General features: G+C 63.5%; 16 protein-coding genes. 8 read left to right on the top strand and 8 right to left on the bottom strand.

The genetic code is table 11. The annotated features are described in order from the left end of the window. Positions 1-22 precede the first annotated feature (22 nt). The 5 genes from EN852_RS00295 to hemF all read right to left on the bottom strand — a co-directional run bounded on the left by EN852_RS00295 (position 23) and on the right by hemF (position 3,838). Positions 23-1,003, bottom strand: a complete 981-nt coding sequence (locus EN852_RS00295) for a S8 family serine peptidase (RefSeq protein WP_127874465.1) — start codon at positions 1,001-1,003, stop codon at positions 23-25. 85 nt (positions 1,004-1,088) lie between these two features. Next, the gene (locus EN852_RS00290) at positions 1,089-1,667 is read right to left on the bottom strand and encodes a hypothetical protein (RefSeq protein ID WP_127874464.1); all 579 of its coding nucleotides are present in this window, start codon (positions 1,665-1,667) and stop codon (positions 1,089-1,091) included. A gap of 275 nt (positions 1,668-1,942) precedes the next feature. Then, positions 1,943-2,128 (bottom strand): DUF1059 domain-containing protein, encoded by a 186-nt coding sequence (locus EN852_RS00285; RefSeq protein WP_040989704.1) that lies wholly within the window; start codon positions 2,126-2,128, stop codon positions 1,943-1,945. Positions 2,129-2,405: 277 nt separating this feature from the next. Further along, positions 2,406-2,666 (bottom strand): DUF1344 domain-containing protein, encoded by a 261-nt coding sequence (locus EN852_RS00280; RefSeq protein WP_127864841.1) that lies wholly within the window; start codon positions 2,664-2,666, stop codon positions 2,406-2,408. A 257-nt stretch (positions 2,667-2,923) separates the two neighbouring features. Beyond that, positions 2,924-3,838, bottom strand: a complete 915-nt coding sequence (gene hemF, locus EN852_RS00275; RefSeq protein ID WP_127874463.1) for an oxygen-dependent coproporphyrinogen oxidase — start codon at positions 3,836-3,838, stop codon at positions 2,924-2,926. A 120-nt stretch (positions 3,839-3,958) separates the two neighbouring features. On the opposite strand from hemF, the gene EN852_RS00270 reads away from it, so the two are divergent. Then, on the top strand, positions 3,959-4,216 hold the full coding sequence (locus EN852_RS00270; RefSeq protein WP_042639873.1) for a hypothetical protein: 258 nt from the start codon (positions 3,959-3,961) through the stop codon (positions 4,214-4,216). 3 nt (positions 4,217-4,219) lie between these two features. Here EN852_RS00270 and soxR read toward each other — a convergent pair whose 3' ends face one another. Both soxR and EN852_RS00260 read right to left on the bottom strand, forming a co-directional pair. Next, complete coding sequence (gene soxR / locus EN852_RS00265; RefSeq protein ID WP_127874462.1) at positions 4,220-4,663, bottom strand: redox-sensitive transcriptional activator SoxR; 444 nt, start codon at positions 4,661-4,663, stop codon at positions 4,220-4,222. A 148-nt stretch (positions 4,664-4,811) separates the two neighbouring features. Beyond that, positions 4,812-5,270 (bottom strand): tRNA (cytidine(34)-2'-O)-methyltransferase, encoded by a 459-nt coding sequence (locus EN852_RS00260; RefSeq protein ID WP_127874461.1) that lies wholly within the window; start codon positions 5,268-5,270, stop codon positions 4,812-4,814. 446 nt (positions 5,271-5,716) lie between these two features. Between EN852_RS00260 and EN852_RS00255 the strand changes: the two genes are divergently transcribed. The 5 genes from EN852_RS00255 to EN852_RS00235 all read left to right on the top strand — a co-directional run bounded on the left by EN852_RS00255 (position 5,717) and on the right by EN852_RS00235 (position 12,259). Beyond that, on the top strand, positions 5,717-6,133 hold the full coding sequence (locus EN852_RS00255; protein WP_246694126.1) for a hypothetical protein: 417 nt from the start codon (positions 5,717-5,719) through the stop codon (positions 6,131-6,133). Positions 6,134-6,160: 27 nt separating this feature from the next. Next, on the top strand, positions 6,161-8,035 hold the full coding sequence (locus EN852_RS00250; protein ID WP_127874459.1) for an ABC transporter ATP-binding protein: 1,875 nt from the start codon (positions 6,161-6,163) through the stop codon (positions 8,033-8,035). A 130-nt stretch (positions 8,036-8,165) separates the two neighbouring features. Continuing rightward, positions 8,166-10,058 carry an ABC transporter ATP-binding protein gene (locus EN852_RS00245; protein WP_127874458.1) on the top strand — a complete coding sequence of 631 codons (1,893 nt, stop codon included), beginning with the start codon at positions 8,166-8,168 and terminating at the stop codon, positions 10,056-10,058. Then, positions 10,055-11,938, top strand: a complete 1,884-nt coding sequence (locus EN852_RS00240) for an ABC transporter ATP-binding protein (RefSeq protein WP_127874457.1) — start codon at positions 10,055-10,057, stop codon at positions 11,936-11,938. Before EN852_RS00245 ends, EN852_RS00240 begins: the two co-directional genes overlap by 4 nt. A gap of 9 nt (positions 11,939-11,947) precedes the next feature. Further along, complete coding sequence (locus tag EN852_RS00235) at positions 11,948-12,259, top strand: DUF6665 family protein (protein WP_127874456.1); 312 nt, start codon at positions 11,948-11,950, stop codon at positions 12,257-12,259. Positions 12,260-12,271: 12 nt separating this feature from the next. Here the strand turns inward: EN852_RS00235 and EN852_RS00230 are convergent, their stop codons facing one another. Beyond that, complete coding sequence (locus EN852_RS00230) at positions 12,272-12,616, bottom strand: cupin domain-containing protein (RefSeq protein WP_127864505.1); 345 nt, start codon at positions 12,614-12,616, stop codon at positions 12,272-12,274. Positions 12,617-12,928: 312 nt separating this feature from the next. Between EN852_RS00230 and petA the strand changes: the two genes are divergently transcribed. Together petA and EN852_RS00220 are read left to right on the top strand one after the other, a co-directional pair. Further along, positions 12,929-13,489, top strand: a complete 561-nt coding sequence (gene petA, locus EN852_RS00225; RefSeq protein ID WP_042647595.1) for a ubiquinol-cytochrome c reductase iron-sulfur subunit — start codon at positions 12,929-12,931, stop codon at positions 13,487-13,489. Between the two features lie 17 nt (positions 13,490-13,506). Beyond that, positions 13,507-14,808 (top strand): cytochrome b N-terminal domain-containing protein, encoded by a 1,302-nt coding sequence (locus tag EN852_RS00220; protein ID WP_127874455.1) that lies wholly within the window; start codon positions 13,507-13,509, stop codon positions 14,806-14,808. Positions 14,809-14,820 lie beyond the last annotated feature (12 nt).

Genomic DNA, 14,820 nt, shown 5'->3' with positions numbered 1-14,820 from the left:
CAGCGGCAGTGGACGTCGGCTGTCAATGGATCGCCACGGGAGCCAGCGCCCGCGAGAGACTTGCCTCGCCCTTGCCGTAGATGGACGGGTCGTAGTTCGCCAGCGTATCGGTGCGGGCCGTGTTGAGAAGGTCATTGGTGATCTGAACCGGCGTCGCCTTGGTGAACTTGCTGCCAATGATCGCGGCGTAACCCGAGATGATCGGCGCGGCGAACGAGGTGCCGTAGAGGCCGGTCTTGTCGCCTTCGACGCCGACCACCAGGAAGTGGCTCTGCACTGCCGGGTTGGAGCCGGCGTAATTGGAATACCAGGCGAGCTCAGCCTTGTTGGCCGTTGTGCCGTTCGTCGACAGCGCGCCGACGAAGATCGCAGTCGATTTGCCGATCAGGGCAAGGTCGAGATAGTCCTGCTGGCCGCCTGTGACCCCACCCACGGCGACCGCGTCGTTGCCGGCCGCCTTCGAGACGACGGCCGTTCCCCTGGTCGCATAGTTTATGATCGAGGCCTCTTCCGGGGCCCACCAGATCTGATTCACGCTGTAGCCCGCGGTGGTGTACATGCCGTAGCTGAGATTGAGCACGTTACGGCCGCCGGCCAGCGAGACGGCCGAGCCCGTCGAGAAATCCTTGGAGCGGATGGTCGCCGCGGGAGCGATCATGCTCGCCTCCTCGCGCGTCCATTCTCCGTGCCGCTGCGTCTGCACGCCAATGCCGAAATTGCCGGAAAAGCGATCTGAACTGCTGAAGTCGTCGACCATGGTGATGGTGACGCCTCTGCCCTTGTAGCCGGCTGCCCAAGCGGCGCCGACGTCGGGGCTCATCCAGTTCTGCACGGCCTGCGTCGTGCCCGCGACCGGGATCTTGGCGCTCACGCATATGGACTGAACGCCGTGGCACAGCACAGCCGTCTCGTCCGCGTCGGGCACTTCCTGCGCCGATGCCATGGACGCCGGCAGCAGGACCAGAGCCGCGGCAATGCCGAATTTCCAGAAATTACCAGACACGATCTTACTCCCGGTCAAACAAGAAGGCGGATGAATTTACGAAATTCGGGCGCCGGAACACTTTCCATCGAAGGCCTCCCGGCGATCAGAACGTAACGCGGTAGTTGAGCCACAGATGCAGCCTCTCGGGTGTAGCGTTGACCAGATGCGTCAGCGTCTCCTCGGGCGACGCCTCGCCCGCTGCCAGCCGGCAATTGACGCTGTAGCTGCCCAGGTCGCCGTAGTCGGCCACGCAGGGCTTTTCGGTGAGGGCGCCGCCGATGGTCGAGGTGACCGACAGGGACAGGGTGCTGTTCGGATTCGGATGGGTCTGGGTGAGAAAACCGAATTTTAGGCTGGGCGCGATGCTGTATTTCTCGGCTTGTTCCCCGGTCCCGAACCCCCAGAGAAAGCCCGTATCGGGCGTGATCTGAGTGAGGAAGTCGACATGCATGTCGACCCAGCTCGCGTGATACCAATGGCTGAAGGAGACCCAGCTTCCGCCCTGCAATTCATAGCCGCCATTGCCGAGGCCCCTGGCCTTGTCGCTGAGCGGAGAGCCCTGATGGATATCGACGAGCGAGGTCGTCCATTCCTGGGCCATTGCCGTGGACGCAAAGGAAAGAGCGCACAGAAGGAGCGCCGCCGCGCAGAGACCTGCTCCGATGTTGGACCGCTCGCGCATGCGCGAAGCACCTCGCCCCACCACTCCGGCCAGCGCCTTGATGGCGAAGGGCTCCTCGGGCAGCCGCCTCTGGCCGGATCACATGCGGCAGAGTCGCACGCGGACCGTTACCGGGAAGTTATCCAAGCTGCTACGAATATAAGAATTTGCTTGAATTATGCGGAAAAATGCCTCCGCCGGCGATCCAAAGAACCGCCCGCGGAGAGGGCATGCCGGAACCAACGTTTGGCTGTTGCCCGTCGGCTTGCGCGGTCCGAATTCGGCGATGTAGCCACTTAGGCGGCGTCGCGGACCTTCTGGATGCGCGAGCGGATCGCCTCGATCATCGTCTCGCGGATGATGGTCTCGCCATGCGTTTCACGCATATGCTCGACAGCGCGGCGCATGACCTCCGCTTCTTCCTCAGCGCGCGTATGCCAGTCACAGCCGGGAACCAGCGATCCACATTGAAATTCCTTCATGGGGATTTTCCTTTCCTCGCGACGGGGCCGCTCAGCCAGAGCGCTCCAGCCGTTTGTCTTTGTGCAATCCCGCCCAAAGCCGATGCGCGTTTTCGCAGGATTGCCCGGATGGATATCAATAACACATGCCGCCGCTTTCGGTTGCACGAAGAAGTGGCCGGGGGCGGTCGGCGCGGTAAAAGCATGAAACGAAGGGCGAAGCACTGGTGCTCCGCCCTTCGCGCCGCCTGAGCCTGCTATGCCTCGGCGGGCGGTTTTCCTGGAATTGCTCCAGCCGCTACTTCATGATCTTGACGGCTTCGGCGATTTTTTTCTTGCCGCTCATGTCCCAAGACACGCGAACCTTCTCACCGGCCTGAATGCCGGGATCCTTGAAGGCCTTGGACAGGGTGAAGGTCGATCCGTTGTCCAGAACAAGGCTCATGGCCGTCCCGTCAAAGCTCTTCACGGTTCCCGTAGTGTGCTTGACCGCCGCGAACGCGGCGCCACCGGAGGCGAGAAAAGCGACGGTTGCCGCCGTCACGATAAGCTTGCGCATGGCATGCTCTCCTGGAATGAAGGCGCCTGTTGGATCAGGCACCCCTCTTTGCTCAGGGCCGTCAAGTCGCGTCGAGTCACGGCTGCGGGAAGCGATGATCGCCACCTCTGCCGCCGGCGCTTCCCGACCCGGCGACCTTGAATAATCCAATTTTTTCAAATGGATATTAGACGAAAAAGATATTGCCCCTGCCACATTGGCCGCCAAGATTCGGCGAATGGGACGGCAATGCGGCCATGGCCGCGCTCACCCGATTGTTACGGCCATTTTACCTCGGGCGGCAGGCTGGACAGGATCGAGGCGACATTGCCGCCGGTCTTCAGGCCGAAGATGGTGCCGCGATCGTGAAGCAAGTTGAATTCGACGTAGCGGCCGCGCCGGATCAGCTGTTCGTCGCGCTCGCCATCGGTCCAGTTCTGGTTGAAGTTGCCACGAACCAGATGGGCATAGACGACCAGGAAGGAGCGGCCGACATCCTGGACGAAGTTGAGATCGGCATTCCAGCCGCCCTTGTCCTCGCCCGAATGCAGCCAGTCGAAGAAGATGCCGCCGATGCCGCGCGGCTCGTTGCGATGCGGCAGGAAGAAATATTCGTCGCACCATGCCTTGAATTTGGGATAGTCGGCGACCGCAGCGTTCTTCTCGCAGGCGAACTGCATGGCGCGATGGAAGGCGATCGTGTCGGGGTCGTCCTGGGTGCGGCGGCGGTCGAGCACCGGCGTCAGATCGGCGCCGCCGCCAAACCATTGGCGCGTGGTGACGACCATGCGCGTGTTCATGTGCACGGCAGGCACGTTGGGGTTCCAGGGATGCGCGATCAGCGAGATGCCGCTCGCCCAGAAGCGCGGATCCTCCTCGGCGCCGGGAATCTGCTTCCTGAATTCCGGCGAGAATTCGCCATGGACGGTCGAGGTGTGCACGCCGACCTTCTCGAAGACGCGGCCGCGCATCATCGACATGGTGCCGCCGCCACCCTTGCCTTCGTCGCGCTCCCAGGGCGTCTTTTCGAAACGGCCAGGCGACCATGAGGACTGCGGTCCCTGAAGCTCCTGCTCGATCTGCTCAAAGGTGGCGCAGACACGTTCGCGCAGCGCTTCGAACCAGAGGCGGGCCTTCATCTTCTTCTGCTCGATATCACCCGGCAGGCCAACCGGAAGGTCAGGTCTTTCCAATTCAGTCTCCAGTTACAGGCCGCTTGCCTGACAAATGACTCGTCTTTTAACGGCGCGATCCCTAATCTCTTAAAGGCAAGGGTCAAGTCCTGTCTGACCAAGGTGCAAAGGAGTTCCTTCATGCGCACCCCGGCAAGACCGCCGCTGGATGGCTTGAAGAAGAGGCTGGAGCGCTCGCGGGCAGAGCGCGCGAACCTGCCGCGCGACGGTTTCCTGCGCGAGACCTTCGTGCTGCCGCGCCCCGCGGCCCGGCTCAAGGCGAAGGAATGGTTCGAACGCTTCCCGAAGCAGGCCTACTGGACCGAGATCGAAAGCTGGTTCGAACGTCCAGGCGATGTGATCGAATTCACCATGCGGCGACTGCCGGCGGCGGATTGAGCATCAGCCTACCACCAACCGCCTCGCGCCTGTTCCTTCCCGCGCCAGCCGGTCTTCCTTGTTCCTCAGCGGGCATTTGTCGATCGACATGCAGCCGCAGCCGATGCAATCGGTCAGGCCATCGCGCAATTTCTTCATCTGGGCGATCTTGTGGTCGAGCGCGTCGCGCCAGGCTGTCGACAGCAGGTTCCAGTCCTCGCGCGTCGGCGTGCGTTCTTCGGGCAGGGACTGGAACGCCCGGGCGATGTCGGCAAGCGAGATGCCGACCTCCTGAGCGACGCGGATGATCGCCACGCGCCGCAGCACATCGCGGCTGTAGCGCCGCTGGTTGCCGGACGTACGGTGGCTGCGGATCAGCCCGCGCGCCTCGTAGAAATGCAGCGCCGATACCGCGACGCCGCTGCGCATGGCGACCTGGCCGACCGTCAATTCCCGCACCGGAGCCATTTTCGAATTCCCGCTTGACCTCAAGTTAAGTTGAGCTTGTAGCGAAGGGAGGACGATATGGCAAACGCAGGAGAAGGCGATGTGCGCCTGGGTGAAACTGACGGCGGAAGGGACTGCCGTTCGGGATAGCGAGGAAGCCCGACGCGTCCTAGCCGAGCTGGCGGAGCGCTTCGCCTGCGACCATGGCGACCGACAGCGCGACATTGATGCTGCGCGCGCCCGGCCGCATCGGAATGGTCAGTCGCGCGTCCGCCGCCTGATGGACTTCTTCCGTCACGCCGGCGGATTCGCGGCCGAACAGAAGATTGTCGCCGGCGGCGAAAGCAAAGCCGGTATAGGCGGCCGTGGCCTTGGTGGTGAGCAGCACCAGACGGCGCGCATGCGCGTTTCGCCATTCCTCGAAGGCGTGCCAGTCGGCATGGCGGGTGAGCGCCGCCATTTCGAGATAGTCCATGCCGGCCCGTTTCAGCGCGCGGTCGGAGAGCGGAAATCCGGCAGGCTCGATGATATCGACGGCGATGTCGAGGCAGGCGGCGAAGCGCAGGATTGTCCCGGTGTTGCCGGCGATATCCGGCTGGTAGAGCGCGATGCGGAGACGATCGTTCATTTTCGCATCCTGCTAATAAGTGGCAGATCGGCCACAGGCATCTCCCGCTTTCGGCGATTTCTGGCCTGGCGGGTGGCCATTTTCTGCGAAGTCGCGTATACGACCATCATCGTCAACCCGAACCGAATGGAGGGGAACACATGATGACCATGCACATCCAGCGCCTCTCCTGGGCTCTCGTATGCCCAATGGCGGTTTCGGTACGACGATTCTTCTGACACTTTAAGTCTTCATCGCACCGATTCCCGCCGAACCCAGTTTTCGGCCTTCGAAGGAATCTTGCGATGTTTTTCAAACTGACAAAGGGGCGCCGCGCCCCAGCTGAACGTGCCGGGGCCGACGCTTGCCGTCCGGTCGAGGCGGATTCGATCCGCGCCTTCGGTCGAATGCCGGGGATCGAGGCCGTGTCACCCTTTTTAACGCATTTGCATATGGAGGACGGACCAATGTTCGATCCCTACAAGATACCGGGGTCAAGAAGCCTGCATGAGCGCAAGGCGGCGACCTGGGCGCTGCTGATCGGCGAGACCTATTCGTCGGCGGTGCATGCCGAGGAGCGGCGCAGGCCGCATCGCGGCATGCTGCCGGACGTCGACTTCTCGCGCGCGGTGCCCGACCACAGCCGGCCGACGCTGGTGCGCCGGATCATCCGTCTGTTCCGGCCGGGCGATCGGAACCGGGCAGGCTCCGGCTTTTCGTCGGGAAGCCCGGGGCCGTCAGGATCGTCGAACGAGCCTGTCGGCGAAATGCCGGCGAAACCCTATATTGCGAGCAGCAAGGCCGGCGATGCGGATGATTCCGTATCGCCGGCGCGCAATGCCGCGCGGCCGCAAAGCCTAGCCCATCAATCCCGCGCCGCATGAGCGCGCATAGCATCGTGAGTGCCTGGAATGTTCCGCTGGTTTGAACAGAGGCTCGATCCGTTTCCCGCCGCGGAGCCGGTCGAGCCGCCGAAGACGCTGGTCGCGTTTTGCGTGCATTATACGCGCGGCGCCTGGCCCTACATCCTCCTCGATGCGGTGCTGGTGACGGCGATCTCCATCGCCGAAGTGTGGATGTTCGGCTTCATGGGTCGCATCGTCGACTGGCTGTCGGGGCAGAACCGCGAAACCTTCCTGCAGACCGAGAGCTGGAAGCTCGCCGGCATGGCTTTCGTCGTGCTGTTCGCGCTGCCGGGCACGGTCTGGCTGCATTCGCTGCTCAACCAGCAGACGCTGATGGGCAATTATCCCATGCGCATCCGCTGGCAGGTGCATCGCTACCTGCTCAAGCAGTCGATGGCCTTCTACCAGGACGAGTTCGCCGGCCGTATCGCCACCAAGCTGATGCAGACGGCGCTCGCCGTGCGTGAATGCGTGATCAAGCTGATCGACGTCTTGAACTACGTCATCGTCTATTTCCTCGGCATGCTGTTCATCGTCGGCTCGGCCGACTGGCGGCTGGCTGCACCGCTCGCCGTCTGGCTGGTCGGCTATATCGGTCTCCTGCGCTTTTTCATCCCGAGACTGGGCAAGGTCGGCGAGGCGCAGGCCAATGCGCGCTCGACCATGACGGGCCGCGTCGTCGACAGCTACACCAACATCCAGACGGTGAAGCTGTTCAGCCACGCGCGCCGCGAGGCGACCTTCGCCAGGGAAGGCATGGCGAGCTTCCTCGACACTGTCTACCGCTCGATGCGTCTGGTGACGGTGCTCTACGGCCTGCTCTACATCCTGAACTCGCTGCTTTTGTTCTCGGTGACGGCAATCTCGCTGTGGCTGTGGCTCGGCCAGGCGGTCACGATCGGCGCGGTCGCCGTGGTCATCGGCCTGGTGCTCCGGATGTGGGGCATGTCGCAGTGGATCATGTGGGAGATGTCCGGGCTGTTCGAGAATATCGGCACGGTGCAGGACGGCATCCAGTCGATCTCGCTGCCGCGCCTGGTCGAAGACAGGCCGGGCGCCAAGGACATCGCCGTCAGCCAGGGCGAGATCCGCTTCGAGGACATCCGCTTCCACTACGGCAAGCAGAAGGGCGTCATCGAGAACCTGTCGCTCACCGTGAAGCCCGGCGAGAAGGTCGGCATCGTCGGTCGCTCAGGCGCCGGCAAGTCGACGCTGGTCAATCTTTTGCTGCGCTTCTACGACCTGGAAAGCGGCAGGATTCTCGTCGACGGCCAGGAGATCGCGGCGGTGACGCAGGATTCGCTGCGCGCCCAGATCGGCATGGTGACGCAGGATACCTCGCTGCTGCACCGCTCGGTGAAGGAGAACATCCTCTACGGCCGGCCGGACGCGACCGACGAGATGCTGATCGAGGCGGCGCGGCGGGCGGAGGCGCTCGATTTCATCGGCGGGCTTTCGGACCATAACGGCCGCAAGGGCTTCGACGCCCATGTCGGCGACCGCGGCGTCAAACTGTCCGGCGGCCAGCGGCAGCGCATCGCGATCGCCCGCGTGATGCTCAAGGACGCGCCCATCCTGATCCTCGACGAGGCGACCTCGGCGCTCGATTCGGAAGCCGAGGCCGCCATCCAGGAAAACCTTTACAAGCTGATGCAGGGCAAGACCGTCATCGCCATCGCGCACCGGCTGTCGACGATCGCGGCGATGGACAGGCTCGTCGTCATGGACAAGGGCCGCATCATCGAGGAAGGCTCGCATGAGGAGCTCGTCGCCAAGGGCGGGCTCTATGCCCAGCTCTGGCAGCGCCAGTCCGGCGGTTTCCTGCTCGATGACGGGCCGGCCGAGTCCGACGCCAAGGCGACGGAGATGGCAGCGGAGTAACGCGATCGCGATTGGCATCAAGGTTACGGCGATTGCCGGGAATCGATCCCGGGCGTAACCACGACCTGCTCAGAGGCCCGCCGGCGACCAGATCGGACGCCGGCGGGTTTGTGGCCTCCACGAGACAAAAATGTTCGACCGCATCTTCACCTGGTTCGAAAGCCGTTATTCACCGGTGGCGCTGGCCGACGACAGGCAGCCGCCGATGGGGCTTTGGCGGTTCTACTGGTATTTCATAAGGCAGTTTCGCGCCGCCTATCGGCTGCGCATGATCATCGTTGCCGTAGCGGCAATAATCGACGCGATGCTGCCGATCTTCGTCGGCATGATCGTCGGCCTGCTCGCCACCACCAGGCCCGGCGATTTCTTCGCCGCGCATGGGCCGCTGCTCGCGCTGATGGCCTTCGTCGTGCTTTTGCGTCCGCTGTCGATGGTCGTCGACGGACTCATCCGCAATCATGCCATCGCGCCGAACCTCATCGACCTCATCCGCTGGCAGAGCCATTGGCATGTCGTGCGCCAGGACTGGTCGTTCTTCCAGAACGACTTTGCCGGCCGCATCGGAACCAAGGTCATGCAGAGCGGCGATTCGGTGGAGATGAGCGTCAATCTCACCGTCGATGCCGTCTGGTATGCGCTGGTCTTCGTCGCGGTCGCCATCGTGGTGCTGGCTAGGCTCGACCCGCTTCTGCTGGCGGTCGTGGCGGTGTGGCTGGTGTTCTATTGCCTGATCTTCTGGTCCGCGATGCCCAGGATCACGCAACGCTCGTCCCAATTGTCGGAGCGGTGGTCGCAGGTGAGCGGCCGTATGGTCGACAGCTACACCAACATCCTGACGCTCAAGACATTCTCGACCGGCGAGCATGAAGACAAATATGTCTCGCAGGCGGTGGTCGAGCACGCCGACACATTCTACCAGCTGATGCGCGTTTTCACGCTGATGTGGTCGGCCTTGTTCGTCCTCAACGCGGCGCTGCTTATCGCCGTGAGCTGGCTGGCGCTCGCCGGCTGGAACGCCGGGACGATGACCACCGCCGCCGTGGCGACCGCGATACCGTTCGCGCTGCAGATCGCCAACATCTCCGGCAGGATCCTCGATGTCGGCGCCAATGTCTTCCGGCAGATCGGCGTCGCCAGCAACTCGATGACGACGATCGCGCGGCCGATCGTCATGCAGGACCAGCCTGACGCGCCGGCCCTCGTCGTGACCGCCGGTGGCATCGAGTTCGACCGGGTGAACTTCAACTATTGGCGCAAGGACGGCAAAGGCGGCGTGATCGACAATCTGTCGCTGAAGATCGCGCCGGGCGAGCGGGTCGGCCTGATCGGCCGTTCGGGGGCCGGCAAATCGACGCTGGTCAATCTCGTGCTGCGGCTGTTCGACGTGCAGGACGGCAAGGTGCTGATCGACGGGCAGGACATCCGCAATGTCTCGCAGGAGAGCGTTCGCGCGGCGATCGGCTTCGTCAACCAGGACACCTCGCTCTTGCATCGATCCGTTCGCGAGAACCTCAAATACGGGCGCCAGTCGGCCAGCGACGAGGCGATGGTCAGGGCCGCGCAAGCCGCCCAGATCGACGAGGTGATCGCGGGGCTGACCGATCCGCATGGGCAGAGCGGCTATGAGGCGCTTGTCGGCGAGCGCGGCGTGAAGCTGTCCGGCGGCCAGCGGCAACGCATCGCCATTGCCCGCGTTATGCTGAAGGACGCGCCGATCCTCATTCTCGACGAGGCGACGTCCGCGCTTGATTCGGAAGTGGAGGCGGCAATCCAGGAGAACCTCTACAAGCTGATGCAGGGCAAGACCGTCATCGCCATCGCCCACCGGCTGTCGACCATCGCGGCGATGGACCGGCTCGTTGTCATGGACAAGGGCCGCATCATCGAGGAAGGCTCGCATGAGGCGCTGATCGCCAAGGGCGGGCTCTACGCACAGCTCTGGCGGCGCCAGTCGGGTGGCTTCCTGCTGGAGGAAAAGCCGGTCGCCGACGATCTGCCGACGAAAGGTGAAGCTGCCGAATGATGCAGGCCATCTATCGCTGGTTCGAGCACTGGGTCTACCCGTTCCGCGAGCCCGCCAATCTGCGGCCGCCCGCCGGCGTCGGCGGCTTCCTCTGGCACTATGTCGGACAGGCGAAGCTCGCCTTCTTCGCCATGCTGATTATCGGCGGCATCGCGCCTCTGGTCGAGGCAGGGCTGTTCTATTTCGTCGGCAGGCTGGTCGATATCCTCGATCAGTTGCCAGGCGAGCGCAGCTGGCACGTGCTTTGGACGACGGCCGGGCCCGAGCTCTTGTTCATGGGCGCGGTGGTGCTCGTCATCCGCACCGCCGTCGTCGGCCTGTCGGCGCTGGTCGACGAGCAGACGATCACGCCCGGCTTCTACAATCTGGTGCGCTGGCAGGCGCACCGGCATGTCTCGCGCCAGTCCTACGCCTTCTTCCAGAACGATTTCGCCGGCCGCATCGCGACAAAAGTCTGGCAGGCGGGGCAGGCGACTGGCGACCTGATGGAGAGCTTCATCGAGGTCATCTGGTTCATGATCATCTATACCGTGACGACGCTGGCGCTGGTCGCCGGCCTGGACCTCAGGCTGGCGGTTCTGGTGGTGGTCTGGATCGCCGTGTTCGGCTGGCTGGCCAAACTCTATCTGCCGCAGATCCGCAAGCATGCCGAGGCGACAGCCGAGGCCGGGTCGATGATCACCGGCCGGATCGTCGATTCCTACTCCAACATGCAGACGCTGAAGCTGTTCTCGGTGGATGGCGACGACCGCTACATCAGGAACGGTTTCGACATCTATCTCGACGCGCTGCGGCCGTTCACACGCCGTCTGACCGGCGTGCGCATGGCGCTGACGACGCTGTCGGGCGTCATGATCACCGTGATCGCCGGCTTCGCCATCTATCTGTGGGTGGAGGGTTCGATCACGGTCGGCGCTGTCGCCTTCACGCTTTCTCTCGTCCTCAGGCTCAACATGCTGCTCGGGCGGGTGATGATGCAGCTCAACGGCATTCTGAGAAACCTCGGTGTGCTGGAGAATTCCAAGGCGATGATCTCGCAGCCGCTCGGCCTCACCGACGCGCCGGATGCCAAGGAACTGGTGGTTGCCGGCGGCCGCATCGACGTCAAGAACGTGACCTTCCACTACGGCAAGGGCGGGGGTGTGCTCGACGGCATCGATCTCGTTGTTCGCCCGGGCGAGAAGGTGGGGTTGGTTGGCCCGTCCGGCGCCGGCAAGACGACGTTGGCCAATCTGACCCTGCGCCTCTACGACCTCGAAGGCGGCCGGATCCTGATCGACGGCCAGGACATCGCCGGGGTCACGCAGAACTCGCTGCGCGGCAATATCGGCGTCGTCAGCCAGGACACGGCGCTGTTCCACCGCTCGCTGCGCGACAACATCAAGCTCGGAATGCCGGACGCCACCGACGCGCAGGTGATCGCCGCGGCGAAAAAGGCCGAGGCGCATGACTTCATCCTGGGGCTGCGCGACACCAGAGGCCGCGCCGGCTACGAGGCCTATGTCGGCGAGCGCGGCGTGAAACTCTCCGGCGGGCAGCGGCAGCGCGTGGCGATCGCACGCGTCTTCCTCAAGGATGCGCCGATCCTCATCCTCGACGAGGCGACCTCGGCGCTCGATTCGGATATCGAGGCGGCGATCCAGGAGAATCTGACCCGGCTGATGGAGAACAAGACCGTGATCGCCATCGCGCACCGGCTCTCCACCATCGCAGCACTTGACCGGCTGGTGGTGCTCGATGGCGGGCGCATCGTCGAACAGGGCACGCATGACGAGCTGGTGGCGCTCGACGGGCTCTATGGGCGGCTCTGGAAACGGCAGTCCGGCGGCTTCCTGTTCAACGAGGAAAGCGCGCTGGCAGAGACGCGGCCGGCGGAGTAGAACGGCGTCATGTCGGTACGCATGCCTACCAATTTCGGACGCTCAGGCGCGCAGGAAAGCGCGCTCGACCTGCTCGGCCACGAAATCCTCGCCGAGAAGGCCGCTGCGCTCGGCCGCGCCGGACAGCGTGTGGAGGAAACCCTTGCCAGATTGCGCGAGGGTGGCGAAGGCGAGCATCACAACCGGCTGCTGAAGGAAGCGGCGGCCGCCGTGCACGCCTATTTCATCCAGCGCGAGCTTTGCGGTCTGCGCAAGCACGATGCGGTTATCAGGGAATACGACATTCCGAGAGCCGTGCTGGTCAGGCTCGGGGCCAGCTAGGAATCCGGCAAGCTACTCCAGCCATTCCGTGATGAAGTGGCCGTTCTCGTGGATGTCGGTGCTCTCGAGCGGACCGGGGCCGAGATTGGTGAATTTGTGCGGCGTGCCGGGCGGCACGATCAGGATCTGGCCGGCGGTGGCCTTGATCTCCTGGTCGCCGATGGTGAACAGGCCGGTGCCGGAGCGGATGACGAAGATCTCCGCATAGGGGTGCTTGTGCAGGCGCGGGCCGCCGCCGATCGTCGACTGATAGTTGAAGATCAGGCAGGAATTGGCGCCGAACTGTCCGCATTGCAGCTCGCCTTTCCAGCGGTCGGGGGCTTCGGCCCAGCTGTCGCGTTCAATGACATGCGCCATGGCGGCAGAATAGACCGGGCCAAGAGCCGATGTCGAGGCGAACGCGGACCCGATTTCGCCCGTGATTCCGCGGTGTTTCGCCCTGCCAAGCAGCCCAGCGAGGACACGCCGGCGACCGCCGCGGCGCAACCCCGCGACAATCTGCCCTTGTGCCCTCACCCCGCTGGACAAAAACGGGCCGCACGCATAAACCGAAAATCCAAATGCCGGAGGAATTCGCTAGCCTGTTCGCCATGCGCTGTCGGGCAGGTGCGATTGAGCGGGGACAAGGCTCGGCCTCCGGTTAGGAAGAGGCGAAAGGATCAGGCACCCGTGAGCGCAACCGACATCCACGATCCCAACCGTCGCGATTTTCTCTACGTAGCCACCGGCATGGCCGCCGTTGTCGGCGCCGGAGCCGTCGCGTGGCCGTTCATCGACCAGATGCGCCCCGACGCCTCGACGCTGGCGCTGGCCTCGGTCGAGGTTGACGTCTCCTCCCTGCAGCCCGGCTCTTCGCTGATCGTCAAGTGGCGCGGCAAGCCGGTGGTGGTGCGCAACCGCACCGAAAAGGAAATGAAGGACGGCGAAGCCGTCAATCTCGCCGATCTCAAGGACCCGATCGCGCGCAACGCCAACCTGCCGTCCGATGCGCCGGCGACCGACGCCAACCGTACCACGCCCGGCAAGGAAGCCTGGATGGTGATGGTGCAGGTCTGCACCCATCTCGGCTGCATCCCGCTCGGTCAGGAAGGCGATTTCGGCGGCTGGTTCTGCCCGTGCCATGGCTCGCAATACGACACCGCCGGCCGCATCCGCAAAGGCCCGGCGCCGGAGAACATGGCGATCCCGGTATTCAAGTTCATTTCCGATACCAAGATCCTTATCGGTTGAGGCAGGGGACATTATCGATGAGCGAGGGACACTCGACCTATACGCCCAAGACCGGTATCGAGCGCTGGTTCGACGCGCGCATGCCGCTGCCGCGGCTGATCTATGACAGCTTCGTCGCCTATCCGGTGCCGCGCAACCTCAACTACATGTGGACGTTCGGCGGCATCCTGTCGATCATGCTGGTCTCGCAGATCCTGACCGGCATCGTGCTGGCGATGCACTACACGTCCGACACCAATCTCGCCTTCGATTCGGTCGAGAAGATCATGCGCGACGTGAATTCGGGATGGCTCCTGCGCTATCTCCATTCCAACGGCGCCTCGTTCTTCTTCGTCGCCGTCTATATCCACATCTTCCGCGGCCTGTTCTACGGCTCCTACAAGGCACCGCGCGAGCTCTTGTGGATCCTCGGCTGCATCATCTATCTGCTGATGATGGCGACCGGCTTCATGGGCTATGTGCTGCCCTGGGGTCAGATGAGCTTCTGGGGCGCCACCGTCATCACCGGCTTCTTCAGCGCCATCCCGCTGGTCGGCAACTGGATCCAGCAGCTGCTGCTCGGCGGCTTCGCGGTCGACGATCCGACGCTGAACCGCTTCTTCGCGCTGCATTACCTGTTGCCGTTCATGATCGCCGGCGTGGTGGTGCTGCATATCTGGGCGCTGCATGTCGTGGGCCAGTCGAATCCGACCGGCATCGAGGTCAAGTCGAAGACCGACACCGTCGCCTTCACGCCCTACGCGACCATCAAGGACGCGTTCGGCATGATCGTGTTCCTGTTCTTCTTCGCCTATTTCGTCTTCTACCTGCCGAACTATCTCGGCCATCCGGACAACTACACGGTCGCCAACCCGCTGAAGACGCCGGCCCATATCGTTCCGGAATGGTACTTCCTGCCGTTCTACGCGATCCTGCGCGCCATCACCTTCAACATCGGCCCGATCAACTCCAAGCTCGGCGGCGTGCTGTGCATGTTCGGCGCCATCGCCATGCTGTTCCTGGTGCCGTGGCTCGACACCTCCAAGGTGCGCTCGGCGGTCTACCGTCCGTGGTACAAGCTGTTCTTCTGGCTGTTCGTCGCCGACGCCATCCTGCTCGGATGGCTGGGCTCGCAGCCGGCGGAAGGCGCTTACGTGTTCATGGCGCAGATGGCGACGCTGTTCTACTTCGCCTTCTTCCTGGTCGTCATGCCGGTGCTTGGCCTGATCGAGACGCCGCGCAGGCTGCCGAACTCGATCACCGAGGCGGTGCTGGAAAAGAACAAGGGCGGCAGCGGACATCCGGCAGGCGCGACCGCCGCGCCGGAAACCAAAGGCTGAGGATCTGAGGGG

It is taken from the genome of Mesorhizobium sp. M2E.F.Ca.ET.209.01.1.1 (assembly GCF_004010375.2).
Classification (GTDB): Bacteria; Pseudomonadota; Alphaproteobacteria; order Rhizobiales; family Rhizobiaceae; genus Mesorhizobium.
Note: the sequence above shows the minus strand (reverse complement) of the source record. Positions and strands in the feature narration are given on the sequence as shown.

What these genes read in the sequence shown, in the direction of transcription:
- soxR (WP_127874462.1), bottom strand. Translation starts at nt 4,663, where the DNA reads ATGGCTCCGGTGCGGGAATTGACGGTCGGCCAGGTCGCCATGCGCAGC.
- EN852_RS00280 (WP_127864841.1), bottom strand. Translation starts at nt 2,666, where the DNA reads ATGCGCAAGCTTATCGTGACGGCGGCAACCGTCGCTTTTCTCGCCTCC.
- EN852_RS00220 (WP_127874455.1), top strand. Translation starts at nt 13,507, where the DNA reads ATGAGCGAGGGACACTCGACCTATACGCCCAAGACCGGTATCGAGCGC.
- EN852_RS00260 (WP_127874461.1), bottom strand. Translation starts at nt 5,270, where the DNA reads ATGAACGATCGTCTCCGCATCGCGCTCTACCAGCCGGATATCGCCGGC.
- EN852_RS00250 (WP_127874459.1), top strand. Translation starts at nt 6,161, where the DNA reads ATGTTCCGCTGGTTTGAACAGAGGCTCGATCCGTTTCCCGCCGCGGAG.
- EN852_RS00245 (WP_127874458.1), top strand. Translation starts at nt 8,166, where the DNA reads ATGTTCGACCGCATCTTCACCTGGTTCGAAAGCCGTTATTCACCGGTG.
- EN852_RS00255 (WP_246694126.1), top strand. Translation starts at nt 5,717, where the DNA reads ATGTTCGATCCCTACAAGATACCGGGGTCAAGAAGCCTGCATGAGCGC.
- EN852_RS00270 (WP_042639873.1), top strand. Translation starts at nt 3,959, where the DNA reads ATGCGCACCCCGGCAAGACCGCCGCTGGATGGCTTGAAGAAGAGGCTG.
- EN852_RS00230 (WP_127864505.1), bottom strand. Translation starts at nt 12,616, where the DNA reads ATGGCGCATGTCATTGAACGCGACAGCTGGGCCGAAGCCCCCGACCGC.
- EN852_RS00240 (WP_127874457.1), top strand. Translation starts at nt 10,055, where the DNA reads ATGATGCAGGCCATCTATCGCTGGTTCGAGCACTGGGTCTACCCGTTC.
- EN852_RS00290 (WP_127874464.1), bottom strand. Translation starts at nt 1,667, where the DNA reads ATGCGCGAGCGGTCCAACATCGGAGCAGGTCTCTGCGCGGCGGCGCTC.
- EN852_RS00235 (WP_127874456.1), top strand. Translation starts at nt 11,948, where the DNA reads ATGTCGGTACGCATGCCTACCAATTTCGGACGCTCAGGCGCGCAGGAA.
- EN852_RS00285 (WP_040989704.1), bottom strand. Translation starts at nt 2,128, where the DNA reads ATGAAGGAATTTCAATGTGGATCGCTGGTTCCCGGCTGTGACTGGCAT.